The organism is Oribacterium sp. oral taxon 102, from assembly GCF_013394775.1.
Classification (GTDB): domain Bacteria; phylum Bacillota; class Clostridia; order Lachnospirales; family Lachnospiraceae; genus Oribacterium.
Genome location: NZ_JABXYT010000001.1, coordinates 1,718,827 through 1,742,034, shown reverse-complemented (window position 1 = coordinate 1,742,034; position 23,208 = coordinate 1,718,827). Strand labels below are relative to the sequence as shown.

The following is a 23,208-nucleotide window of genomic DNA, read 5'->3' as shown; positions in this document are numbered from 1 at the left end:
AAGCTTGCCTCGCGTTCGTCCGCTTGACAGGGGACTTATACAATAATAAAGAGGAGGGGAAGAGGATGCAGGGAGAAAACAGGAAGACGATACCGATCACGGCGCTCTCGGAGGAAGCGGGGAGCGAGCTTGTCAGAGTCATGAAGAAATTCGACAGGGAGGCAAATACGCGCCCGTGGAGCGGCGTGCCGGGGCTCGTAGTGAAAGGGCTGCTGGCGGCATTCTCCCTCTTCGCGGTCTATATGAACCTCTTCGCGGTATGGGATGAGCGGATCCGGAGACCGCTCTTCCTCGGCTTCACGATCCTTCTGGTTTTTCTGCTCTTCCCGGCGCGGAAGTACGGAAACCGCATCCCGCGAGTGAATCATGTGCCGTTCTATGACATCATTCTCGCGGCTGTGGGGAGCGGCAGCTTCTTCTACTTCGTCCTGCATAACCGCGCGATCATCAACCATGCGACGCGGATCAACCGGACGGAGATCATCCTCGGCATCCTCGGCATTCTGGTTCTCGCCGAATGCTGCCGTCGCGTGACCGGACTGCCGATCCTGCTCGTGGCGGGGGGCTTCGTGTTCTATGCCTTCCTGTCCGGCGCGAGCCTCCGGAAGATCGTCTATAATCTCTTCTATACGACGACGGGTGTGATCGGTACGCCGATCGGCGTCTGCTCGACCTATATCGTGCTCTTCATTCTCTTCGGCGCCTTCCTCGAATGTACGGGGATCTCGGATTTCTTCATTCAATGCGCCAACAGTCTGGCGGGCTCCGCGGCGGGCGGACCTGCGAAGGTGGCGGTTATCTCCAGCGCGCTCTGCGGCATGGTTTCCGGCTCCTCGGTCGGCAATACCGTGACCACAGGCTCGGTCACCATTCCGATGATGAAGAAGACCGGTTACCCGGGAGAGTTCGCGGGGGCCGTGGAGGCGGCGAGCTCGACCGGCGGACAGATCATGCCGCCGATCATGGGGGCGGCGGCTTTCCTGATGGCGGAAATGGTGGGCGTGCCCTACTCTGACATCGTCGTGCGGGCAATCCTCCCGGCGATCCTGTACTTCACAGGCATTTTCCTGATGGTGCACCTCCGTGCGAAGCGGCTCGGGCTGAAGGGGATCCCGCGGGAGGAGCTGCCGAAGCTCCGGGAGCTTCTGCCGAAGGCATATCTGCTGCTGCCGCTCGTCGTACTGGTCTATCTGATTGTCGCGGGCTACACCATGAGCCGGAGCGCCATCCTCGCGACCCTGCTCTGTATCCTCGTTTCCTGCTTCGACAGAGAGCGGAGAATGCGTCCGAAACGCTTCTTCGAGGCGCTTGCCGCCGGTGCGAGAAACACCCTTTCGATCGCAGTCGCCTGCGGCATCGCCGGCATCATTGCGGGTGTCGTGACGATGACGGGACTCGGGCAGCTCTTCATCTCGACGATCGTGGCGGTCTCGGGCGGACATCTCCTGATCGCGCTCCTGCTGACGATGCTCTGCTGCATCGTGCTGGGAATGGGCGTGCCGACCACGGCGACCTATATCATCATGGCGACGACCTGTGCGCCGATCCTGACGACCGGTATGGGACTGCACCCGATCAGCGCCAATATGTTTGTGTTTTATTTCGGGATCGTCGCGGATATTACGCCGCCGGTGGCGCTCGCCGCCTATGCGGGAGCCGCCATTGCGCGGGCAGACCCGATGAAGACCGGCTTCAATGCGACGAAGCTGGCGATCGCGGCTTTCCTGATCCCCTATATTTTCTGCCTGAACCCTTCCATGCTGCTGATCGACACGACGGCGGGAGCATTCGTCCAGATCATCCTCACGAGCTTCATCGGCATGGCGGCGATTGCTGCGGCGGTCGAGGGCTATCTCCTCCGTCCGATCCGCCCGCTGCTCCGGATCCTGCTCGCACTCTCGGGGCTTCTGATGCTCTACCCGGGCGCGCTGACCGACGCGCTGGGGGTCGGCGCGGTGGCAGTGGTTTTCTGTACGGAAGCTATCCGGAAGCGGAGAGCGGCAGGCAGACTGCGGGAAAAGCGGATGTATAATGAGACAGCTCTGTGAATCATAAACATAACTCATAGAAATGGATAAGAAAACCCTTGCGAGACGAGTGGATTTGGGAATTTTTCCTAAATTTGCTCGTCTTTTGTTGTATATTTATTACGAGAAATTTATGCCTCATATAGCATTTTCGCCTATTGATAATACTTTCACCATAAGTTAAAATGTTTAAATATACGCCTTATAGGGTCATAAAAAAACATAATAAGGATAATCACAGACGAGGTGCAGTATGGAAGGGAATGAATCTAGACAGCAGGAGCGCCCGGCGGAGGCAGAGCGTCGCCATCTCGTAGACCGGAGGGCAGCGGGACGCCCTCTGCAAATTTATGACGGTTTGACCGGCACGATGAAGATGCACGCCTTCCGGGAACAGGGAGAGTGGATCGCCCGGCGGAATCCCGAGCGGAATTATGCGGTAGTCTATTTTAATATTCTGGATTTCAAAAGCTTTAATGAGCGATACAGCTTCGACCGCGGCAACAGCCTGATTATCGCGCTTTCCGACATTATCCGGGATTATTTTCCGCGGGCGCTGGTCGGACGGTACTTCGGGGATCAGTTCGTCGTCTTCTGCGGCAAGGAGGAGGTGTATCCGGCGGTGGGCCGCATCCACGACGAGTTCAGCGAGATCCAGCTGAATATGAAGCTGGAGCTGAAGAGCGGCATTTATGTCCTCCCGTCCGGCGATGTCGACATCAATACCGCCTGCGACCGCGCGAAGACCGCTGCGGAGAGCATCCGCAGGCAGCGGTGGCTGAGCTACCGCTACTATGACGAGGAGCTGAACCAGCAGCTGCTTCGGAAACGGACGGTCGTAGAGAATATTTATACGGCGATCTCGGAGGGGCAGATCGAGGCATATTACCAGCCGGTGATCCGGACGCTGAGCGGGGAGACCTGCGGGCTGGAGGCGCTGGTGCGCTGGAGAGATCCGGAATTCGGCCTGCTGTCTCCGGCAGAGTTCGTCCCCGTGCTGGAGGAGTATCAGCTCATTCACAAGCTGGATCTCCATGTCGTGGAGCTCGTGTGCCGGCAGCTCAGCGAGCTCCGGAAGGCGGGGGAACAGACCGTGCCGGTGAGCTTCAACCTCTCCCGCCTCGACTTCCAGCTCTGCGACATCTTCGATGAAATTGAGACGCTGGCACGGTTTTACCGCGTGCCGCGGGAGATGCTGCATGTGGAGATCACGGAGTCTATCCTCGCCGGAGATCCGCAGAAGATCAAGGCGGATATCCGCCGCTTCCATGATGCGGGCTATCAGATCTGGATGGACGACTTCGGCAGCGGCTACAGCTCCCTGAATGTCCTGAAGGACTATGATGTGGATCTCCTGAAGATCGATATGCTCTTCCTCCGGGATTTCAGCGAGAAGTCCAGGAAGATCATCGCCTCCATCGTCGATATGGCGAAGAAGGTCGGCGTGCGGACGCTGGCGGAGGGAGTGGAGACGAGGGAGCAGCTTATGTTCCTCAGGGAGATCGGCTGTGAGAAGGGACAGGGCTACTATATAGGAAGACCGCAGCCCTATCAGGAGACAATGGAGCAGCTTCGCGCGCATGAATTCCGTCTCGAAAAGCGGGAGAACAGCCGCTATGCGGATGCGCTCGGCTATGTGAACCTGCTGAGCGCGGATGAGCTCTATCCGTCGAGAGAGCCGCAGTGCACGGGGAAACAGGGCTATGATGCGACGACGCCGATCGCGATCATCGAGCTCTGCGACGACAGGATCTCGGCAGTTTTCTGCAACCATGCCTTCGAGGAGACCCTCTGTGCGATCGACAAGCTGCGGAAACGGCAGATCATGGATGCGCTCAATGAGCCGGATGCGGAGCTGTATCACGAGAGCAGGAGCTACCTGAAAGTGCTTCGGGCGAAGCGGCAGGTAGAGAGCATCGACGTGATGCTCCGCGGGAACCTCTGCTCCATCCGCGGGAGATATCTGAGCGAGACGGCGGACCGGCAGGCATTTCTCATCAGCATCTACAACTTTTCCAACGGCAGAGTCTCGGACCGGAAGCTCAGGATGGCAGAGACCATGCAGTCCATCTATGAAATGTATGAGCTGGCGGGCGTGATCTTCCCGGCGCGGAACCGCTGCTTCTTCATCTATCAGTCGCGGGAGTATGTGCGGGATATGCACTCGCATTCCACACTGGAAATGCGGGAATACTTCGGAAAAAAATACATTCACCCTGCGGATCTGGAGCAGTACTGGGCATTTCTGGAGCCGGGGACGATGGAGTCGAGGCTGCAGCTCAGCGAGGAGGGCGTGCTGGACTGCTTTCTGCGCGCCGGACAGCCCGGCGGGAGATATCGCTGGATGCAGTTCTGCCTGAAGCCGATCGTCAAGGCAGCCGGCTTCCAGCTTCTTCTGACGGTGAAATGCGTCACGAATCGGGTTATCATCGGGCTTCTGGAGAAGAACAGAGAAAACGGAAACGACTGCTGAAAGGCAGATAAGATAGGAATGCTGTCCCTCACCCGAAGAGGAGAGAGGAGGGACAGGGGAGGAGACAAAGATGAAAAGAGAATGCTTTAGAGACAAGAGGGTGAGAACGAAATTTCTCATCACGATGGCGATCATAGCGGTGCTGAATATGGGCGTGATGACGGCATCCTATGTCGCCTTCGACCGGATGGCACGGCTGATGACGGAATTCTCTACAGTGCAGTATGAGAACACGAAGGCGCAGCTGAACATCCGAAAGGACATCCAGACCATCAACAAGCGAATCCTGCTTGCCCTGATGGATCCCGTCGGGAATCCTGCTTCGGAGCAGAAGGCAGATTTCGAGGAGCGCTTCGCCGGCATGGAGGAGAAAATCACATCCATGAAGGCGACACTCGGCGCGCCGGAGCTCGTGCAGGAGCTGGAAACTGCGCTGCAGGCGCTTAAGGCGGATGCCGACAGTCTTCTCACGATGGCGGAAAATGGGGATGTTCAGGGTGCGATGCGCTACTATGATACCTTCAACAAGGGCACCTCGGAGAACTTCGTCTCGGCGCTCTCTGCAGTCGGCAAGCTCTCCGATACAGAGGCGGCGGAGAAGCTCTCGGAGGTGGGGCGGCTCCGGACGCGGGCGACCGTTCTGGTGCTCATTCTGATCGCACTGGCGGTTTCCTGCAGTCTCGCGATCTTCCTCAGGCTCGCCGCGAATATCACCAGAGGCGTATGCAGAATGAGCAGGGCGATAGAGGAGATGCGTGGCGGCAGCATTCGGGTCGAGGTTTCGGAGGAGAAGCTCGGGAAGGATGAGATCGGAGACATGGTGCGGGACTTTAACGCGCTTACATCGATGCTTCGCACCCTCGTCGGCGACATCCGCTTCCTGATGATCGAGATGAGCAAGGGGAACTTCGCGGCAGAGAGCAGGAACCGAGAGGCATATATCGGAGACTTTCAGCAGATTGCGGAGTCCTATGAGCAGATCCGTACCAATCTGAACGGCATCTTCCGGAATATTCATGAGGTTGCCGGACAGGTGGACGCAGGCTCCCATCAGATCGCGGATGCCGCCGCCGCTTTCTCGCAGGGTGCGACGGAGCAGGCCTCCACACTGGAGGAGATGACCGCGTCGATCGAGAACCTCTCCGCACGAATGGACGGCAACGCAAGGAATGCCGCCGAGGCGGAGGCGTTCAATCGGCAGGTGGCGCAGCGGATCGCCGACGAGAACCGGCAGATGGAGGTGATGATGCAGGCGATGCAGGAGATCGCCGATAAATCGAACCATGTGCAGAAGATCATCAAGGCGATCGATGACATCGCTTTCCAGACCAATATCCTCGCGCTCAACGCGGCGGTTGAGGCGGCGCGTGCCGGAGAGGCAGGCAAGGGCTTTGCGGTGGTAGCGGACGAGGTCAGAAACCTCGCCGGAAAGTCAGCGGACGCGGCGGCGGAGACGCAGTCCATCATCGAGGGGACATTGGAGGCAGTGCAGAAGGGCGTGAAGCTGATGAGCGCGACCGCAGAATCGCTGAACGAGGTGCAGGAGAGCTCGGACAGAAGCAATGCGCTGGTCGGGAAGATCGTCTCCGAGATGGGAAGCGACGCGGCGTTCGTCTCTGAGGTGTCGAGCGGACTGGAGCAGATCTCTGAGGTTGTGCAGAAGAACAGCGCTGGCTCTGAGGAGAGCTCCGCCTCTGCGCAGGATCTCAGCGAGAATGCCTCGACGCTTCGGGAAATGCTGGAGAAGCTCCGCTATTAAACATCGGAGGGCGATTGGTTTTCTTATGCGGCATACTCCGTTTCCTGACAGAGCTGCCACATTATCAGGAATAAAAACAGGAATTATTTTGAGAATTTCGTGAAATTATGCCGCAGATACTTGTAAATTTAAAATCCAAATGATAGACTACAAAAAATTGGACGAGTAAGGCTTTGGCTTTTATATAGACGGAGGAAGCATGGACGGAACAGAATTTATCACGGCGATGCAGCCATGGAGGCTCGGAGCGCCTTCTCCCGAACCCGGTCTTTCGCGCCGGAGCGCGGCGGGTGGGGCGGACAATGCGGGACTTTTCCGCGACATTTTCCGGAGCGCCGTAGAAAATGTGAGGGCTTCCCAGCTCGAGGTCGAGAACAAGCAGTACCTCCTCGCGACCGGACAGCTTGAGGATGCCCATAGCCTGCCGATCGCGGAGGCGAAGGCGCAGGTGAGTCTGGAGCTCCTGATCGGCCTCAGAAATAAGGCGCTGGAGGGCTACAACGAATTGATGAAGATGAACATCTGATAGGGGATAGATAAAGTGCAGCGGTTCAGAGAACTTTGGCAGAATATGTCCACACGTTCGAAAAGAGTGCTGGCAGGAGTATCGGCGGTGACGCTGATCGCGATCCTTGCGGCATTCTTTTTTCTGGTACGCGGAAGAGATACGAGCTACCAGACCCTGTTCACAGGGCTCAGTCAGGAGGAAGCGAAGCAGGTCGTCGGGCTCCTGCAGGACGACGGCGTGGAGTATACCTACGACGGGACGAAGGGCGCGGTAAGGGTGCCCGGCGAGCAGGCGGATGCGCTCCGTGCGGAGCTTCTGAGCAAGGGCTACCCGAAGAGCGGCTTCACCTACGATATGTATCTGAAGAATTCCGGACTGATGACGACGGAGTCGGACAAGCAGCAGTATACGCTCTATGATCTGCAGGATCGGCTGGGCGCGACGGTTCGACTCTTCGACGGCGTGCGGGACGCGAAGGTGACGATCGCGGAGGGCTCGAAGCAGACCTATGTGATCGAGGAGAATGAGACGAAGGACGCCAGCGCCTCTGTCGTCGTCACGATGAAGGACGGCGAAACGCTCTCGGAGAAGAATGCCGCGGCGATCAAGAATCTGGTGGCACGTTCGGTGAAGGGGATGAACTTCACGAATGTGTCTGTTTTTGATGCTGCGACCATGCAGGAGATTTCCGCAGATTCCGATGCGGAGGGGGGAAGCGGAGCCGGTCTCGCCGCACTGACCTCTCAGGTGGAGGATCGGATCGCGGCGAACATCCGCCGTGTCCTCGCGAAGCTCTACGGTATGGAAAATGTCGAGGTCTCGGTCAAGGGGACGCTCGATATGTCGCGGCTGGTGCAGGAGTCCACGACCTATAATGTGCCGGATAAGCGGAACGAGGAGGACAAGACGGGGCTTCTCTATCATGAGGAGCTGAGCGGAGAGAACGCGAGCGGGAGTCGGGAAAATGCTTCCGGCGTAGTGGGGGCGGATGCCAATGCGGATACGCCGCGCTATACCAATAACGACGGCTCGCAGACGACGGCGGACGGCTACAGCAATTCCAGTGCCGCGAGAGACTGGTTCTACAACGTCATCAAGGAGCAGCGGGAGCTGCCGCCGGGCGTCCTGCAGGAGCTCTCCGTCGCAGTGGTGATCCAGACGGAGGACAATTCCATTCCGGTTTCGGAGCTGCAGAATCTGGTTGCGGATGCTGCCGGGATTACGCGGGCGGATGCGGCGGATCGGATTACAGTGCTGCGTGCGCCGGATATGATGAAGGGCGGACAGACGGAGAATACTGCGGAGAATACTGCGGATGCAGGCAGCATGCCGGTACCGGCATTCCCGCTCTGGGCACTGATCGGCGCGGCTGTCTCCTTCCTGCTGCTCGTGATCCTGCTGATCATCCTGCTGCTTCGGAGACGGAAGCGGCGGAAGGCTGCGCTTAGCTTAAGTGATGAGGAGCTCGAGAGCAGCGAGTCCCTCAGTATGGGACTTTCCGCCCCGCTTCCCGATGAGCCCTCGGAGGAGGGAGAGCTGGATATGCCGGAGATGGCACAGTCCCAGTCGCATATCGAACGCGGCATGAAGCTGAAGAAGAATATCGGAGAGTTCGTCGATCAGAACCCGCAGGTAGTGGCGAAGCTGATCCAGTCGATGCTCAGAGAGGAGGGCGAGCGCAATGGCGGAAAGTGAGAAGGCGGTTTCGGCGCAGAGCGCTGCGGAGCATGCAGGGGCAGAGACGGCACCGGCGCCCCTCTCCGGGCGGCAGAGGGCGGCGCTCGTGATGGTCTCTCTGGGGAGCGACCGCGCTTCCCAGCTCTATAAATACCTGAACGAGCGGGATATCGAGGAGCTGACCTTTGAGATTGCCCGAATGGGCAAGACCAGCAACGAGCAGGTGGAGTCGACGCTGGAGCAGTTCTATAAGCTCTGCCTTACACACAAGATGATGACGGACGGCGGCATAGAGTACGCCCGCTCCATCCTCGAGAAGGCGTTCGGGGAGAGCGCAGCGAAGATGCTTCTGGACAGGGTCTCCCAGACCCTGCAGTCGAAGCCCTTCAACTTCTTCTCGAAGGGAGATCCGAAGGCGCTGCTCTCGCTCCTGCAGAGCGAGCGTCCGCAGGTCATCGCGCTCATCATGTCTTATATGGACTCCGAGCAGGCGGCGCAGGTGCTGGAGAATCTGCCGGAGCAGAAGCGCATCCCGACGGTGATGGCAATGGCGAAGATGGATCGCGTCAGTCCGGAGGCGATCTCTATCGTAGAGGATGAAATGAAGCGGAAGTTCGACACCATTATCACCAGCGAGGACAATATGAACCTCGGCGGCATCGACTTCGTAGCGGATGTGATGAACCATATCGACCGCAGCAACGAGAAGCGGATTTTCGACGAGCTGGATGTCACCGATCCGGATCTATCCTCCGATATCAAGGATAAGATGTTTGTCTTCGAGGATATTCTCACGATGGACGACCGTTCTGTACAGCGCTTCATCCGCGACTGCGATTCCAAGGATATTGTTTTCGCCCTGAAGACGGCGAACGAGGAGATGCGGCAGATCTTCTTCAGCAATATGTCGAAGCGTATGGCGGAGACTGTCCGCGGCGATATGGAGAATGCGAGAAATATCCGTCTCCGCGACGTAGAAGAGGCGCAGCAGCGTATCGTGAACCTGATCCGTCGGCTCGAGGATCAGGGAGAGGTAATCATCAACAAGGGAGGCGATGCGGATAATGTTCTCGTCTAAGTCGGTGATCAAAGCGATGGGGGACACGGAGGCACGGAGCTTCCTTACGGAGGACGCGATCATCTTCTCCGACAGTGCGGAGCCTGCCGATCGGGAGCGTACCGGAGAGCGCCTGTCCCACGCGGCGAGTGATCCGGTGCGCTACAGCAGCTTTCTGGGTACGATTTTCCACCAGGGAAGTGCAGAGGAGAGCAGGGGAAAGGAAACGGAGATGCTTCCGGCGGATAGAGAGGAGCCGTTTTCTTCCGGAGCTGCGCCTTCCGGAGCGGAAGAGCCGAAGGCGGACAGCTCCCTCGCGGTTCGCTCCGGCATCGGCGAGATAACGAAGCAGAGCATCGAGCGGGCGGAGAAGCTCCTCGCGGTGAGCCGCCGGGAGGCGGAGAAGATCCGAGAGGAGGCGAGGCTTGAGGGGTATGAGCAGGGGCTGCGGGAGGGCAGGCAGGACGGCAGGAGAGCGGCGGCAGAGGAGCTCCGGCAGGAGCACAGGGCGGCGCTGGATCAGTTTTATAAGGACTGCGCACTTGCTCTCGGCAATATCGAGGAGCTGAAACGGAAGCGGCTCAGCCGTTATCTGGACGAGCTGAAGGACGTCGCCGTCGCTGTCGCGGAGAAGGTGATCCATGTCAGTCTCCGGAGCAGCGGAGAGGTCGTCCGCAAGATGATCCTGCAGGAGGCGGAGAAGCTGAAGAAAACCGCATGGCTGAAGATCTATATGGACAAGGCGGAGTACGAAATGCTGCTGGAAACAGACAGTGCGATCGCCTCGGAGCTGTCCGGCGTTTCCCGCAGCATCCGCTTCGTGATTTCGGAGAAGAGCGAGAGGGGAAAGCTCATCATGGAGACGCCGGACGAGATCGTAGATCTCAGTATCCGGACACAGATGGAGAATCTGCGGACGAAGCTCTCCCAGCTCGAGCCGCGGGAGGAGCAGGAAAAATAAGGGAAGGAGTCCGCTGTGTTTGAGGATGTGCTCGCGGCGATCGAAAAGACCGAAACGGTCGAGAATATCGGAAAGATCGAGAATATTGTCGGCATGGCGATGGAGGCATCCGGTGCGGGGAAGGCAAGCATCGGGGATATCTGCATGATCTATTCGGAGGAGATGGAGCAGCAGATTCCCGCGGAGGTCGTAGGCTTCAAGGGCGATCATATCCAGCTGATGACCTATGCGCAGGGCGTGGGGATCAGCTCGGGTGCCTTCGTGCGGAATACACGGCACCGGCTGCAGATCCCGGTGGGGGATTTCCTGAAGGGGCGGATCGTCAGTGCGGAGGGGGTTCCGATCGACGGCGGCGCGCCCTTTCCGGAGAGCCGCTTCTATACGGTCAATACCTCCTATATGAATCCTCTGGAACGCCCGCCGATCCGAGAGCGGCTTGACTTCGGCATCAAAGCGATCGACGGGCTGAATACGATCGGCAAGGGACAGCGTATCGGGATCTTCGCAGGCTCCGGCGTCGGAAAGTCCACATTACTCGGGATGATTGCGAAGAATGTCAAGGCAGACATCAATGTCATCGCCCTCGTCGGAGAGCGGGGTCGCGAGGTGCTGGAGTTCGTCGAGCGGGATCTCGGAGAGGAGGGGATGCGCCGGACGGTGCTGGTCGTGGCGACCTCGGATCAGCCGGCGATGCTTCGCCTGAAAGCGCCGTTGGTCGCGACGACGATCGCTGAATATTTCCGGGATCAGGGGCTGGATGTCCTCCTGATGATGGATTCGCTGACCCGCTATGCGATGGCGCAGAGGGAGATCGGGCTCGCGACCGGCGAGCCGCCGATCGCGAGAGGCTATACCCCGTCGATCTATGCAGAGTTTCCGCGGCTTCTGGAACGTGCGGGCGCCTTCCGGCACGGCTCGATCACCGGTGTCTACACTGTGCTGGTCGAGGGAGATGACACCAATGAGCCGATCGCGGATACGGTGCGGGGCATACTGGACGGACATATCGTCCTGTCCCGGCAGCTCGCGGCGGAGAACCATTACCCTGCGATCGACATCGGAATGAGCATCTCCCGTCTGATGGTGGAGATCGTCTCGGAGCGGCATCGCGCCGCAGCGAACCGCCTCCGGAACCTGCTGGGGCTCTATCGGAAAAACGCGGATCTGATCGCCATCGGGGCGTACAAAAAGGGAACGAATCCGGAGCTGGATGAGGCGGTGGAGAAGAATCCGGCGATCAATCGTTTCCTGATGCAGGAAACACGGGAGAGCTTCTCTTATGAGGAGATCCTGGAGGCACTGGAGAGGAGCGTCGGCGAAGAGCCTGAGGAGGCGCGTAGATGAAGAAATTTCAATACAGTCTCGAGACGGTGATGGACTATAAGACACAGCTTCTCGACCGTGTACAGAGAGAGTTCTCGGAGGTGATGGCGCGGCTCCGCAGACAGCGGCAGTATTTGGAGCTGCTCTATGAGAGGCGGCGGGAGCTGGAGACGGAATTCGGGAAGCTGAAGCAGAGGGGCGGTGCGATCCAGCGTTTCCAGCTCTTTCAGGAGGTGCTCGATCGCCGTTCAGAGGAGATCCTCCTTGAGGAGGGACGTCTCCGGAAATTGCAGGAGGAGACAGATCGGAAGCAGACAGAGCTTGTGGAGGCGAAGGTAGATGTATCGAAATTCGAGAAGCTGAAGGAACACAAGCTTTCCGATTATCAAAGGGATATTCGGAAGGCAGACGAGCGGTTTATCGAGGAATTCATCATACACAAGAGGTAAGGGATGGAAATGACGGAGAACAGGGTAGGGAGCGCAGCGTACCGGCAGGAGTCGGCAGCCCTGCGGAAACGCGTCGGAAGGGCTGCGGAGACGGATTTTTCCGCGCTTTTGCAGGATGCCCGCGGAAGGCTGCGGACGGACGACGCGCTCCCTGTGCCGAAGAGAGAGCCGGAGGACTGGAGGGCGGACGGAAGAGGCAGTGCGGAGAAGTCCGCGGGAAACGCGGAGATCCATACGGAAAAGAAGGAACGGACAGAGAAGGACGAAAAGGCGGAGGAGCAGACTGTGCAGAATGAAGCCGTTCCGTTCGGGATCGTTCCCCTGCTCCTCTTCGCGCAGAAGACACTGCCGGAGGGAGAGCGTGCAGCAGAGCTTCCCGCAGGGATTTCCGATGCTCTTCCGCAGGATGCTCCGGAACCGGCGGTGATACGAAACGCCGACGTGTGGAACGACAGTACTCTGTCTGAGGTCGCTTCGGAGGAAGCACCTGTTACGAAGCGAACCGAGGGGGCGACGCTGCCGCTGCCGGCGATGCAGACGGCGGAGGCCGCAGAGGAGGACAGAACCGAGCTGTCCGAGGAAGCACTGCCGGAGTATGCAGAGGATGCGGGCAGCCGCGGATACCAGAGCCGCGCCGAGGGGGCGCAGCCGAGAGCTGTATCGCCGGAGAGAGAGGCTGCACAGGAGCCTGTTATCGGAGAAGCGCCTCGAAGCGGCAGCACGATGCGGACGGAGCGAAGAGCCGGTGAATCCGGAAACGCGGCAGTTTTTCCGCACGGCATGACTGTGCGGCAGGAGAGAGGGGGGGAGCATATACCCGCAGAGAATGTACCGCGGGATACGCTCCCGACGACGGCGGCAGCGCTTCCGGCGTCGCTCAGTGATCGGATCGCTTCGCAGCTTCGGAACAGATTGGGAGGAGAGCTGCTGATCCAGCTGGAGCCGAGGAATCTCGGGCAGATCCTGCTGCGAGTGAGCTATACGGGCGCGCAGGCGAGAGTCAGTCTCTATACGGACGACGCCAGGACGATGGAGCTCCTCAGCCGGAATGCGCAGGAGATGGCGCAGATCATTACGGAGAAGACCGGGACAGTTACTGCAGTACTGATCCCGGAGCGGCAGGCGGAAGCGGAGATGCAGAATTCCGGTAACAATTCGGACAATCGTGATCGTGCGGCAGAGGAGCTGGAGCGGAGGATTCGGGAGCGAACACAGGAATCCGGGGATTTTCTGCAGCAGCTTCGGCTGGGGCTGGTATAAGGGAGGAGAAGCATGGCAGATCTGATACAGTCGGTGAGCAACAGTCCGTATACGAGCGGCAGCTACAGTGCGGCGGCAAATTCGAAGAATACACTGACGATTGAGAGCTATTTCAAGCTTCTCGCTTCGCAGCTCGCGCATCAGGACATGACAAATCCGATGGACAACAGCGAGATGATGGCGCAGATGACGCAGATGGCAATGGTGCAGTCTCTCGGGACGATGACCAGCAGCCTGAGGGCGCAGATGGCATTCGCGAAGTCCAGCTACCTGACCGGGATGATAGGGCAGAGCGTCACAGCGAAGGTGCCGGTGAAGACAAATGATCTCATGGCGGGGCAGAAAAATGAGACGAGATCCGGCGTGATCGAATCAGTCAATCTCTCTGGCTCTGAGCCGACCTTCCGTCTCGCGGGGGATGCCACAGAGTATCCGCTGGAGAATCTTCTTGTAATTGGCGGGAAGAGCCGGGGGAGCGCGGAAAGACCGAAGAGCGGGAAGGCCGCGTCCGCTGCGGCGGGACCCGGTGCAGCCATTTCAGGGAGGGATATCGAAGAAAAGAAACGGATATAGTGCGGAGCACGTATTATTGTACTGAATTTAATACAATGTAAAAACGGATAAGGATAGCAATTCCCTTCAGGAAATGCTTTAATCTATTTTTGCCGGTCTGACTATTTATTTTTTTGATATATTCATAGAAAACAATGTAAGAGGGGGCTGCGGAAAGCGCGAAGCGATGCCGCGGTTTCATCAGACTCTCGGTGATATATTCTGACAGAGGAGGAAGAGAAATGTTAAGAGCAATGGATTCGGCGGTGGCTGGTCTGCGGGCCCACCAGAATAAGCTGGACGTCATCGGCAACAATATCGCGAATGTCAATACCTTCGGCTTCAAGGCGCAGAGCTACAGCTTTAAGGATACGATGTATCAGACCTCGAGCGCCTCGTCCGGCGGCAAGAAAAACGGGGATAATCTGGGGACGATCGGCGGCGCGAATCCGGCGCAGTACGGCTACGGTGCACTGACCGGCTCAATCGCGACCGATTACACCAGCAGTACACCGTCCTACGTCGGCGGTTTTAATGCGTCTATCAACGGCTCCGGCTTCTTCATTACGAACTCCACGAATCTGGATTCTACCTCGAGAACTGTGACGATCAAGCGGAACGATACGGCGGCGACGACCAAGGAGCTGAAGAGCAATGACTTCTCCTACACGAGGGTGGGGCAGTTCACGATCGACGCGAACGGCTATATGGTGGACAGCAACGGAAACTTCGTCTACGGCTTCCGTCCGGATAATCTGCTGGAGCCGACGAAGTATGGCGGCGGAGACGACGACAAGACGCTGCATGCGTTGCGCGCGCCGTCCGCTGCGGACATCGCAGGCATCCCGGGAGGGACGCCCGGCTTCACAGGTGCGGCATCTCAGCTGAAGAGCGTCGAGATCGGCAACGACGGCGTGATCAAGGCGACGGTGGACAAGGATGGCGTGGCAACCTCTGTCGTGATTGGAAAGGTGGCAGTCGCTTCCTTCCAGAACCAGGAGGGTCTGATGAAGGCAGGCAACAATACCTTCAATGCTTCATCCGGCGACAATACCGGTATCGTGACGGCTTCCGAGCCGGGCGGCGCGACGCCGACCCTGATGTCCGGCTATCTTGAGGCGTCCAATGTAGATCTCGCGAAGGAATTCTCGGATATGATCACGACACAGAGAGGCTTCCAGGCGAACTCGAAGATCATCACGGTTTCCGACGAGATCCTGCAGGAGCTCGTCAATATGAAGCGGTAATTCCGGTATGGCAGGTTTCTGTGCTTCTGTACGGAGAAAGAGAGGGACGAGATGATTAAGCTGGAGAAGCTGAACGGAGAGATCATTTACCTGAACTATTTTCAGATTCTCAGTCTGAAGAGCATCCCTGAGACGAAGGTCAAGCTGACGACCGGCGATTTTTTCCTCGTGAAGGAAAGCGTGGAGGAGGTCATGGAGAAGGTCACGGCATTTCTTCGCTCTATCCTTGCGGGAAGGGAAGCATAAGGAGGAATTTGGAGGAAAACTATGGATCCGACGCTAATCATAGGATGGATTTTAGCGATCGTCCTGATCGTAAACGGAATAACGGTTCAGAAGCTGGGAAATTTCATTGATATTCCGTCGCTTTTGATCGTTCTCGGCGGTACCGTAGCGGCGCTGATCGCCTGCTATCCGGTTCGGGTGCTCTCGCAGATCCCGAAGCATATCGCGATCTGCGTGCGCGGCGGCAGGAAGTACAATGTGCCGAAGGTCGTGGAGCAGATCGTAGATCTGGCGCTGATCGCGCGGCAGAGCGGACTGCTGGCGCTGGAGGAGAAGGCGGAGGAGATCAAGGAGCCCTTTTTCAAGCAGGCGGTGGTGATGATCGTCGATGCCAATGACCCGGACAAGGTAAGGGCGGCGCTGGAGCGGCAGGTCGAGGATATGATGAGCCGTCATGACGAGGCGCGGGGGATGTACCTGAAGGGCTCAGCGCTGGCGCCTGCCTTCGGTATGATCGGTACGCTGGTAGGATTGGTCAACATGCTGAAGGGCATGGATATGTCAGGATCCGGCGGTGCGAATACCCTCGGACAGGATATGGGCGTCGCGCTGATCACGACCTTCTACGGCTCTGCGCTTTCCAATGTATTCTTTCATCCGATCGCACAGAAGCTCGGTATCAAGGGGGAGGAGGAGGTACTGTACTGCTCCACCATCATTGAAGGCGTGATCGCGATCCAGTCCGGCGATAATCCGAAGGTGATCCGGGAGAGGCTGCTTTCCTCTCTGACGCAGAAGCAGTCCAAGAAGCTGCTTGCGAAGGCTGCGCCGGCAGGAGGAGGCGAGGCATCATGAAGAAAAGAGGAGGAGGGGACGACGCCGGCGGCAACTGGATGGATACCTATGGCGACCTCGTGACCCTGCTGATGACCTTTTTCGTGCTTCTGTACTCCATGTCTACAGTGGATTCCCAGAAATGGGATCTCTTCGTACAGAGTATCTACCCGAACGGACGTCCGGGAGACAAGACGGCGGAGCAGATCATTCTGAACGCGCCCGCGACCGGAAACGACACGCTGACGGAGCTCGGCGGGAAGGTCGGGGACGAAAAGGTACCGCAGAATCTGGTCGAGGAAGCGGACATGAACCAGCTTTATATCCAGATCGCGAAAGCGCTGGATGCCGCGGGGGTTTCCGGCGTTTCCAGCACCCGCGGGACAGACTATACCTTCATTACCTTCACGGACAAGGCTTTCTTCGATGGAGACAGCTCTGTGCTGACCGTGCAGGGGCAGGAGACACTCAGCGTTTTTTGTGATACAATAGGAAAATATAACGATCAGATTTCCCAGGTGAATATTATGGGACATACCGCGCAGGGGGATCCTGCGCGGCCGAACAATCCGAGAAACGATCGTATGCTGTCCGTAATGCGGGCGGCAGAGGTCTGCATCTTCATTCAGGGAAGAAATGTCGTGGATTCCGACAAGCTGGTCAGCATCGGCTATGGGCAGTTCCACCCGGTTGCGGATAATGCGACTGCCGCGGGGAGAGCGAAGAACCGGAGAGTGGAAATTCTGATTATCGACAAAGGAGGAACCATCCGGGATCTCGACGAATATTACGCGGAATACCGGAATGGAAACAATGAGAACAAGACCATCATCACAGACGGGATGACAGAACAGGCGGAGGAGCACTCGAACGAGGAGACCGGGCAGCCGGAGACCACGGCGTTCACAGAGGAGAGCACGGGAGAACCGCCGGAGCCGGGGGGAGAAGCCGCGCCCTCCGGAGGGGCGGAGACCGCGGCGCCGTAAGCTATAGGAGATAAGAGGTTTTAGAGAATGGCAGAAGTACTATCCCAAAGCCAGATCGACGCGCTTCTCAAGTCCATGAAGGACAGCCCGGCAGAACCGGAGGCGAAGCCGGAGAAGCAGGTCGTGGCAGCGGCGGCAGATACAAAGGAAGAAGGCTACAACAAGTATGACTTCTACAGCCCTCGTAAATTTACGAAGGAGAAGATGAAGCTGTTGAAGAGCATATTTGAGAACTATGCCCGGATACTCACCTCGCAGGTAAACGGGATCTTCCGCACCATGACGGATATCACGGTGCTGGATCTCCGGGAGACGCGCTACTATGAGTATGTGAATTTCTTCCATGAGAATGACTGCATGACGCTGGTGGATACCTATGTGCGCTCGAAGGGGAAGAGCAATGTGCCGATGATGATCTACATCACGCCGGGACTCACGCTCACGCTCGTGAGCCACATGCTTGGGGGCTCGGATTCCTTCACCAAGGTGGAGGAGAACTATCGCTATTCGGATGTGGAGATGGCGCTGTATCGCCGGATCCTGGAGTATATTACGCATGCGCTCGGTGACGGCTTCTCGAACTATATCTCGGCAGAGTTCCGCATCAGCCGCGTGGAGGAGAATCCCTCCATGGTGCAGGAGGTGGGGCTGGACGAGACCGTCGTAATGGCGGAGTTTAATGTGGACGTCTCGGGGCTGGCGGCGGAAAAGATCCGGCTCTGTCTCCCCGGCTCGCTGCTTGAGCACATTTTCAAGATCATTGACAATCGGAAGCATCTTGCGAGAGGCTTCGCCTATGAAAACAACGAGGAGACGATACTGGAGCATCTCCGCGGCTCGGAGTTCCCGATGACGGGGCAACTCGGCGTCGTGAAGCTGGACATCCGGGATCTCTACCACCTCCGCGTTGGCGATGTGATCGATCTCAATAAACCGAAGGACAGCACGGTTCGGCTCTATGTGGGAAAGCAGCCGTGGTTCACCGGACGGATGGGCGTATATAAAAAGAATATCGCCGTCCGGATCGAGGATCGCATTATGCAGAAGAATGAAGAGACTGAGGAGGGAAACGACGGCAGCTGGGAGACGACGCCGGGCGGTGCGCCTGAGCCCTTCCAGAAGAAGCTGATCTCCCAGGCGGAGAAGGAGCGGGATCTGGAACGCCTCCGGGAATTAGGCAGCGGAGAAGTTTGAGCGGAGCAGTTTCCATAAGGGAAACTGCGAAGCGATATGGCGTAGACGGAGCGCAAAGCGCGAAGTCTATGTCTGACGGGGTCAGATTCACTGAGGTCTACAAGACCGAAGTGAACCCAGTCAAACTCGCAGCGGTCTCACAGCGATTACAGGGAGCGGAGCGGTACTGCCGCTTTTTATAAATAGGATCAATATAGGAAGTAAGGAGAATAAGAAATGGCAAAGATTATGTTGGTGGATGATGCAGCGTTCATGCGGATGATGGTCAAGAACTCCCTGACCAAGGGCGGCTTCGCCGACTGCACCTTCGTGGAGGCGCAGGACGGGCTGGAGGCGGTGAAGAAGTATGATGAGGAGAATCCGGATCTCGTCATCATGGACATCACAATGCCGAATATGGACGGCCTGCAGGCGCTGAAGAAGATCAAGGAGGCGCATTCGGATGCCAAGGTGGTGATGTGCACCGCGATGGGGCAGGAGAGCATGGTTGTGGATGCGATCAAGTCCGGCGCGAAGGACTTCGTAGTGAAGCCCTTCAACGCGGAGCGGATCACTTCGACTGTCAAGACCATTCTCGGCATGTGAAGATGGATATCTCATTTTTGCGAGAGCTTTGAGAAAGGGATGGGGTCATGTCATTTCTGAATTCTTTTGATATCAGCGCCTCGGGAATGAGCGCGCAGCGTGTCCGCATGGATATCGCCGCGGAAAATATTGCCAATGTCGAGACGACCCGGACGGAGTCCGGCGGCGCATACCGGAGAAAGGACGTGGTCTTCGAGAGCTTCGGAGCGCAGTCCTTCCGGGAGGCGCTTCGGAACGCGCAGGCGGGAAAGGGCTTCCGCGGTCAGCGTGCGGGCGTCAGAGTTTCCGGCATTGTCACAGACGACAGGGAGATGAAGCGGGTTTATAATCCGAATCATCCCGATGCGGATGCGGACGGCTATGTCAATTACCCGAATGTGGACATCCTGAAGGAGACGGTGGACAGCATGTCCGCAACGCGCTCCTACGAGGCGAATGTCACCGCTTTAAACGCGATGAAGGCAATGGCGCAGAGCGCACTGGATATCGGAAAATAAGGCAAGAAATAGAAGGGGAACAGAAAGATGGCAAACGTCTTTAACACAATGGAGATAGACGCAATCGGCGAGATTATGAATATCAGCCTGGGAGCGTCTGCCACAGCCGTATCCACACTTCTGGGCGGAAAGGTCAATATTACGACGCCGACTGTGCTGGTGCAGAACCGGGACGAATTTGAGTTCAAGGAGCTGGAACCGGCGATCGGCGTGGAGATTTCCTACATCGAGGGGCTGGACGGGACGAATGTGATGATGTTCAGCCGGAACGATGTGCGTATCATCGTCGGAATGATGATGGGCATGGAGATCCCGGAGGACAGCTTCGAGATGGACGAGATCAACTCGAGCGCGATCCGCGAGGTGATGAACCAGATGATGGGCTCCTCCGCGACGGCGCTTTCAGAGTTTCTCGGGACGACTGTCAATATTTCCACCCCGATTTCCTATGAGATTGAGAATGAAAATGCGTTCAAGGACAAGTATTTCGAGGCGATGGAGCCGAGAGTGGTCGTGCGCTTCGCTCTCGAGATCGAGGGAAAGCTGACCAGCCAATTCCTGAATATCATGTCGGTAGAGCTGGTAAAGCGGCTGCTGAAGCCCTTCCAGGAGCAATTTGGGCTTCTCGGAGAGGCCGCGGAGGAAGCAGCTGTCCCGGAGGAGCCTGCCGCAGCGGAGACAGAGCGCACAGAGCAGGAGGAGAGCCCTGAGCTGCTGCAGAATCCGGAATCGGATGTCTCCAAGCCGCTCGACCAGAGCGCTGCCGACGCGATGCTCGCAGGTCTTCTGGCAGAGCAGGACAGCGCGTCGAGTGCATCGGAGGAGGAGACGGCGGAGGGCTCCGTATCGAAGCAGCCGGAGGCTTCGGAGCCCGCATTTTCTCAGGCGATGCCGGAAGCTGCTGCCGCGGCGATCCCGCAGCCGGCTCCGCATACCATGGCACAGTCTATCCCGCAGCCTTATATGCCGATGCAGGCGGATCCCCTCACGATGCAGCTTCTCACACAGATGCAGCAGTCTCAGACGCAGATGCTGGAGCTGATTCGGGATATGCGGGATAGCGGCACGAAGAGAGAGGAGAAGCCGAGGGAGGCGAATCTCGTGAAGCCGCTGAATTCCAGAGAATTCGCCGGAGATCGGGAGGAGCGGGAGGAGAATGCCGACAACCGCGAGATGCTGATGAAGGTTCCGCTGGAGATCTCCGTCGAGATCGGCAGGACGCGGAAGCTGGTAAAGGATATCCTCGAATTTACACAGGGCTCTCTGGTGGTGCTGGACAAGATGGCGGGAGAGCAGGCGGATCTTTTCGTCAACGGAGAGTGTATCGCAAGAGGGGATATCGTCGTCGTGGAGGACAACTTCGGCATTCGAATCACCGAGATCCTGAAGAAGGATATCAATCAGGAGAGCCTCTGATGAATGACGCGATTTCCATAGTATCCGGCATTCTGCTGATGATACTGATCCTGCTCATGGCATACGGCAGCAGCCGTCTTCTGGGGAAGCACTGGCGCATGCTCGGCAGGGCACGGTATATGGAGCTCGTGGATCGGCTTCCGCTGGGGCAGGACAGAGAGCTTCTCATCCTCCGGCTGGAAAAGGAGGATCGGCTCCTGCTGCTCGGCTCCGGGGCGGACGGCATCTGCCTGCTTTCGGAGCTTTCGGGGGAGTATCCGAGAGAGAACAGGGGGATCTCCGCAGAGCGGCTCCCGCAGAGCTTCCGGGAGCTGCTCCGCCGCCGCAGTATCGGCGCAGGCAGGGAAGGACAGGTAGATAGAGATGAATGAGCTTTTGTCCGGCTTGAACGGGGGCTCCGTTCCCTCGCTGGAGCTGATCTATCTGATCACGCTGGTGGCGCTGCTCCCGTCCATCGTGATCATGATGACCTCGTTTACGCGAACCATCATTATCCTCTCGTTTACGCGGACGGCGATGGGGGTGCAGCAGACGCCCCCGAACATGGTTCTGGTGGGGATCAGCATTTTCCTGACACTCTACATCATGAATCCGACGCTGACACGAATCAATGAGGAAGCGTACAAGCCCTATAAGAACGGGACGATCACACAGGAGCAGTGCATAGACAGGATGAGCGCAGAGATGAAGGAGTTCATGCTTCGGAATACGGAGTCCGCAACGCTGTCCCGCTTCGTGGAGATGTCGAAGACGGAGCTGCAGGGGGACGCGCGGGATTATCCGCTCACGGTGGTGACACCCGCCTTCATGACCTCGGAGCTCAAGCGCGGCTTCATGGCAGGGCTTCTGATCTATCTGCCGTTCCTGCTGATCGATATCGTCGTCTCGACGACGCTGATGGCGATGGGAATGATGATGCTGCCGCCGGCGATGGTCTCGATGCCATTCAAGCTCCTGCTCTTCGTAACGGTGGACGGTTGGGGGCTTCTGTTCTCCAGTATTGTGCGGAGCTTCAATTAGGGAAGCACTGATTAAGCGTAGAAAGCTGCATGCCAAGGCGTGAGCTATGAACAAATCAGCGCTTTCTCAGAGCAGAAGCCTGCCGGAGGGGAAAAGAAAAATATGCTGGACAATGTACAGATTCTGGATATTATGAATCAAACCTTTATGCTCGCACTTCGCACCGCGCTCCCCTTCCTTTTGGTGAGCATGATACTGGGGATTGTCGTGGCGATTTTTCAGGCAGCGACCTCGATTCAGGAGCAGACGCTCTCCTTCGTGCCGAAGCTGATCGCGATCATTGCGATGCTGACCCTGCTCGGAGGCACCCTGCTCCGGAGCATACAGGATTTTTTTCAGAATATCACCTCGCTGATCGCAGGCGTATAGGAGGAGAAGATGTTTGTTCTTTTCTGTCTCATAGTGATGCGAATGAGCGGGGCGATTGCTTTTCATCCTGTTCTTAGAGTGAGCGGCTTACCTGCGCGCTTCCGGGCGGCGCTGGTGCTGATGCTCTCCCTGATGCTGTACAGCTATGTCGGAGGGCGGCTCCCTATGGAGCCGGAGACGCTTCTCGAATTCGGACTGCTGCTCCTCAGGGAGCTCTATATCGGCTTCTGCCTCGGCTTTGGCATAGAGCTCGTTTTTCTGACGATCCGCTTCGCAACCTCGATCATGGATTTCTCTATGGGACTCAATATGGCACAGGTATTCGATCCCTCGACCAATACGCAGTCTACGGTCACATCAGGGCTTTTCTACAGTCTGCTGATCCTGCTTTTTTTCGCGACGGATGGGCACCTGCACTTCCTTAGGCTCCTGTTCGAGACGGCGGAGACGATTCCGCTCGGGACGGCATCTCTCCATATAGAGAGGGTTCCGGGCTATATGCTGGAGATTTTCCGAAGCGCTGTCCTCGCGGGACTGCAGATCGCCTTTCCGATCATGGGGATAGAGCTGATGACGGAGGTATCGCTGGGTATACTGATGCGGGTCATCCCGCAGATCAATATCTTTGTCGTGAACTTTCAGACGAAGATTCTCGTCGGACTGATGATGCTCTTCTTCCTTCTGAATCCGCTGACAGACCGGATGAACCGTGTGCTGGAGCAGATGAACACAGTGCTTCGGGAACTGCTGCAGCTTCTGCGCTGAGAGATGGAGCCCGGCGGGAAGGGA

Annotated in this window: 23 protein-coding genes; all 23 read left to right on the top strand. The window is 57.6% G+C overall.

The window, feature by feature from the left end:
- Positions 1–65 precede the first annotated feature (65 nt).
- The 23 genes from HW273_RS07900 to fliR all read left to right on the top strand — a co-directional run bounded on the left by HW273_RS07900 (position 66) and on the right by fliR (position 23,184).
- Positions 66–2,048, top strand: a complete 1,983-nt coding sequence (locus HW273_RS07900) for a TRAP transporter permease (protein ID WP_179011260.1) — start codon at positions 66–68, stop codon at positions 2,046–2,048.
- Between the two features lie 232 nt (positions 2,049–2,280).
- Positions 2,281–4,500 carry a putative bifunctional diguanylate cyclase/phosphodiesterase gene (locus HW273_RS07895; protein WP_179011259.1) on the top strand — a complete coding sequence of 740 codons (2,220 nt, stop codon included), beginning with the start codon at positions 2,281–2,283 and terminating at the stop codon, positions 4,498–4,500.
- A 70-nt stretch (positions 4,501–4,570) separates the two neighbouring features.
- The gene (locus HW273_RS07890; protein WP_179011258.1) at positions 4,571–6,259 is read left to right on the top strand and encodes a methyl-accepting chemotaxis protein; all 1,689 of its coding nucleotides are present in this window, start codon (positions 4,571–4,573) and stop codon (positions 6,257–6,259) included.
- Positions 6,260–6,458: 199 nt separating this feature from the next.
- On the top strand, positions 6,459–6,785 hold the full coding sequence (locus tag HW273_RS07885; RefSeq protein ID WP_179011257.1) for a flagellar hook-basal body complex protein FliE: 327 nt from the start codon (positions 6,459–6,461) through the stop codon (positions 6,783–6,785).
- Between the two features lie 15 nt (positions 6,786–6,800).
- The gene (gene fliF / locus HW273_RS07880; protein WP_179011256.1) at positions 6,801–8,462 is read left to right on the top strand and encodes a flagellar basal-body MS-ring/collar protein FliF; all 1,662 of its coding nucleotides are present in this window, start codon (positions 6,801–6,803) and stop codon (positions 8,460–8,462) included.
- Complete coding sequence (fliG, locus tag HW273_RS07875; RefSeq protein ID WP_179011255.1) at positions 8,449–9,522, top strand: flagellar motor switch protein FliG; 1,074 nt, start codon at positions 8,449–8,451, stop codon at positions 9,520–9,522. The genes fliF and fliG overlap by 14 nt, the downstream gene beginning before the upstream one ends.
- Positions 9,509–10,462, top strand: coding sequence for a FliH/SctL family protein (locus tag HW273_RS07870; RefSeq protein ID WP_179011254.1), 954 nt, complete (start codon positions 9,509–9,511; stop codon positions 10,460–10,462). The genes fliG and HW273_RS07870 overlap by 14 nt, the downstream gene beginning before the upstream one ends.
- A 15-nt stretch (positions 10,463–10,477) precedes the next feature.
- Positions 10,478–11,806, top strand: coding sequence for a FliI/YscN family ATPase (locus tag HW273_RS07865; RefSeq protein WP_179011253.1), 1,329 nt, complete (start codon positions 10,478–10,480; stop codon positions 11,804–11,806).
- Positions 11,803–12,234, top strand: a complete 432-nt coding sequence (locus HW273_RS07860) for a flagellar export protein FliJ (protein ID WP_179011252.1) — start codon at positions 11,803–11,805, stop codon at positions 12,232–12,234. Before HW273_RS07865 ends, HW273_RS07860 begins: the two co-directional genes overlap by 4 nt.
- Positions 12,235–12,237: 3 nt before the next feature.
- Entirely contained in the window at positions 12,238–13,494 is a 1,257-nt protein-coding gene (locus HW273_RS07855) for a hypothetical protein (protein ID WP_179011251.1), read from the top strand.
- Positions 13,495–13,506: 12 nt separating this feature from the next.
- Positions 13,507–14,067 carry a flagellar hook capping FlgD N-terminal domain-containing protein gene (locus HW273_RS07850; RefSeq protein WP_179011250.1) on the top strand — a complete coding sequence of 187 codons (561 nt, stop codon included), beginning with the start codon at positions 13,507–13,509 and terminating at the stop codon, positions 14,065–14,067.
- A 221-nt stretch (positions 14,068–14,288) separates the two neighbouring features.
- A complete protein-coding gene (locus HW273_RS07845) occupies positions 14,289–15,293 on the top strand; it encodes a flagellar hook-basal body complex protein (protein WP_179011249.1) in 1,005 nt (334 codons plus the stop codon).
- 51 nt (positions 15,294–15,344) lie between these two features.
- The gene (locus HW273_RS07840; RefSeq protein ID WP_179011248.1) at positions 15,345–15,539 is read left to right on the top strand and encodes a flagellar FlbD family protein; all 195 of its coding nucleotides are present in this window, start codon (positions 15,345–15,347) and stop codon (positions 15,537–15,539) included.
- 21 nt (positions 15,540–15,560) lie between these two features.
- Positions 15,561–16,373, top strand: coding sequence for a motility protein A (locus HW273_RS07835; RefSeq protein WP_179011247.1), 813 nt, complete (start codon positions 15,561–15,563; stop codon positions 16,371–16,373).
- Positions 16,370–17,338: an OmpA/MotB family protein gene (locus HW273_RS07830; RefSeq protein ID WP_179011246.1), complete on the top strand. Its 969-nt coding sequence runs from the start codon at positions 16,370–16,372 to the stop codon at positions 17,336–17,338. The genes HW273_RS07835 and HW273_RS07830 overlap by 4 nt, the downstream gene beginning before the upstream one ends.
- 27 nt (positions 17,339–17,365) lie before the next feature.
- Positions 17,366–18,532: a flagellar motor switch protein FliM gene (locus tag HW273_RS07825; RefSeq protein ID WP_179011245.1), complete on the top strand. Its 1,167-nt coding sequence runs from the start codon at positions 17,366–17,368 to the stop codon at positions 18,530–18,532.
- A 216-nt stretch (positions 18,533–18,748) separates the two neighbouring features.
- A complete protein-coding gene (locus tag HW273_RS07820) occupies positions 18,749–19,117 on the top strand; it encodes a response regulator (protein ID WP_179011244.1) in 369 nt (122 codons plus the stop codon).
- Between the two features lie 47 nt (positions 19,118–19,164).
- Positions 19,165–19,614 (top strand): flagellar basal body rod protein FlgC, encoded by a 450-nt coding sequence (flgC, locus tag HW273_RS07815; protein WP_179011243.1) that lies wholly within the window; start codon positions 19,165–19,167, stop codon positions 19,612–19,614.
- Positions 19,615–19,641: 27 nt separating this feature from the next.
- Positions 19,642–21,030: a flagellar motor switch protein FliN gene (fliN, locus tag HW273_RS07810; protein ID WP_179011242.1), complete on the top strand. Its 1,389-nt coding sequence runs from the start codon at positions 19,642–19,644 to the stop codon at positions 21,028–21,030.
- Positions 21,030–21,401 (top strand): flagellar biosynthetic protein FliO, encoded by a 372-nt coding sequence (locus HW273_RS07805; protein ID WP_179011241.1) that lies wholly within the window; start codon positions 21,030–21,032, stop codon positions 21,399–21,401. The genes fliN and HW273_RS07805 overlap by 1 nt, the downstream gene beginning before the upstream one ends.
- Positions 21,394–22,050 (top strand): flagellar type III secretion system pore protein FliP, encoded by a 657-nt coding sequence (gene fliP / locus HW273_RS07800; RefSeq protein ID WP_179011240.1) that lies wholly within the window; start codon positions 21,394–21,396, stop codon positions 22,048–22,050. Before HW273_RS07805 ends, fliP begins: the two co-directional genes overlap by 8 nt.
- 102 nt (positions 22,051–22,152) lie before the next feature.
- On the top strand, positions 22,153–22,419 hold the full coding sequence (locus tag HW273_RS07795) for a flagellar biosynthetic protein FliQ (RefSeq protein WP_179011239.1): 267 nt from the start codon (positions 22,153–22,155) through the stop codon (positions 22,417–22,419).
- Positions 22,420–22,428: 9 nt separating this feature from the next.
- Positions 22,429–23,184 (top strand): flagellar biosynthetic protein FliR, encoded by a 756-nt coding sequence (gene fliR / locus HW273_RS07790; protein ID WP_179011238.1) that lies wholly within the window; start codon positions 22,429–22,431, stop codon positions 23,182–23,184.
- The last annotated feature ends 24 nt before the right edge of the window (positions 23,185–23,208 follow it).

Coding starts and splice junctions, on each gene's coding strand:
- fliP (WP_179011240.1), top strand. CDS start 21,394: ATGAATGAGCTTTTGTCCGGCTTGAACGGGGGCTCCGTTCCCTCGCTG.
- HW273_RS07855 (WP_179011251.1), top strand. CDS start 12,238: ATGGAAATGACGGAGAACAGGGTAGGGAGCGCAGCGTACCGGCAGGAG.
- HW273_RS07900 (WP_179011260.1), top strand. CDS start 66: ATGCAGGGAGAAAACAGGAAGACGATACCGATCACGGCGCTCTCGGAG.
- HW273_RS07795 (WP_179011239.1), top strand. CDS start 22,153: ATGCTGGACAATGTACAGATTCTGGATATTATGAATCAAACCTTTATG.
- flgC (WP_179011243.1), top strand. CDS start 19,165: ATGTCATTTCTGAATTCTTTTGATATCAGCGCCTCGGGAATGAGCGCG.
- HW273_RS07860 (WP_179011252.1), top strand. CDS start 11,803: ATGAAGAAATTTCAATACAGTCTCGAGACGGTGATGGACTATAAGACA.
- fliG (WP_179011255.1), top strand. CDS start 8,449: ATGGCGGAAAGTGAGAAGGCGGTTTCGGCGCAGAGCGCTGCGGAGCAT.
- HW273_RS07835 (WP_179011247.1), top strand. CDS start 15,561: ATGGATCCGACGCTAATCATAGGATGGATTTTAGCGATCGTCCTGATC.
- HW273_RS07895 (WP_179011259.1), top strand. CDS start 2,281: ATGGAAGGGAATGAATCTAGACAGCAGGAGCGCCCGGCGGAGGCAGAG.
- HW273_RS07890 (WP_179011258.1), top strand. CDS start 4,571: ATGAAAAGAGAATGCTTTAGAGACAAGAGGGTGAGAACGAAATTTCTC.
- HW273_RS07805 (WP_179011241.1), top strand. CDS start 21,030: ATGAATGACGCGATTTCCATAGTATCCGGCATTCTGCTGATGATACTG.
- HW273_RS07850 (WP_179011250.1), top strand. CDS start 13,507: ATGGCAGATCTGATACAGTCGGTGAGCAACAGTCCGTATACGAGCGGC.
- HW273_RS07885 (WP_179011257.1), top strand. CDS start 6,459: ATGGACGGAACAGAATTTATCACGGCGATGCAGCCATGGAGGCTCGGA.
- HW273_RS07840 (WP_179011248.1), top strand. CDS start 15,345: ATGATTAAGCTGGAGAAGCTGAACGGAGAGATCATTTACCTGAACTAT.
- HW273_RS07870 (WP_179011254.1), top strand. CDS start 9,509: ATGTTCTCGTCTAAGTCGGTGATCAAAGCGATGGGGGACACGGAGGCA.
- fliN (WP_179011242.1), top strand. CDS start 19,642: ATGGCAAACGTCTTTAACACAATGGAGATAGACGCAATCGGCGAGATT.
- HW273_RS07830 (WP_179011246.1), top strand. CDS start 16,370: ATGAAGAAAAGAGGAGGAGGGGACGACGCCGGCGGCAACTGGATGGAT.
- HW273_RS07820 (WP_179011244.1), top strand. CDS start 18,749: ATGGCAAAGATTATGTTGGTGGATGATGCAGCGTTCATGCGGATGATG.
- HW273_RS07825 (WP_179011245.1), top strand. CDS start 17,366: ATGGCAGAAGTACTATCCCAAAGCCAGATCGACGCGCTTCTCAAGTCC.
- fliR (WP_179011238.1), top strand. CDS start 22,429: ATGTTTGTTCTTTTCTGTCTCATAGTGATGCGAATGAGCGGGGCGATT.
- HW273_RS07845 (WP_179011249.1), top strand. CDS start 14,289: ATGTTAAGAGCAATGGATTCGGCGGTGGCTGGTCTGCGGGCCCACCAG.